Here is a 542-nt window from a genome sequence, read left to right on the forward strand (position 1 = left end):
AATTTGCGCGTCACCAGTCAAAATTTGAGCCAATAAACAAAAAACTCAGCGTTCAGATGCTGAGTTTTTCTGTGACTGGTTGAAAGTTAGGCTATTTGGGATTCTGTTTTGTTATCCGTTTTCATCGCAAAGATCACAATCACGAGCAATACGAACGGAAGAACGTACAAGTTCAGGTTTTGCCAACCGACTGTCGATTCAAGCCAGCCAGAAAGTAAGGCAGTAATGGTGACACAGCTGAACACGAAGAACTCATTAAACGCCTGCGCTTTGCTGCGGTTTTTCGCTTCGTAACTTTGGCTAAACAGCCCCGTTGCAGCGATAAACATGAAGTTCCAACCTACGCCCAACAAAACTAAGGCAAGGCTAAAGTGCCAAATGGACACACCATGAATGTTAATCCCTATACAAACAATGAACAGCACACCTCCCGCTAGGATCATTTTCTTTGCGCCGAACTGCTCAATTAATCGACCAGTAATAAAGGCTGGAGCGAACATGCCGAGCACGTGCCACTCAATCACACCAGCGGCTTTGTCGAA

The 542-nt window shown here is 45.2% G+C and carries 1 protein-coding gene; it reads right to left on the reverse strand.

Translation table 11 applies throughout. The features are described 5' to 3' along the window. Nucleotides 1–86: 86 nt before the first annotated feature. A partial coding sequence (locus R7040_RS29350; protein WP_318098031.1) for an MFS transporter occupies nucleotides 87–542 on the reverse strand: 456 nt, incomplete at its 5' end.

The organism is Vibrio sp. 1069 (assembly GCF_033340555.1).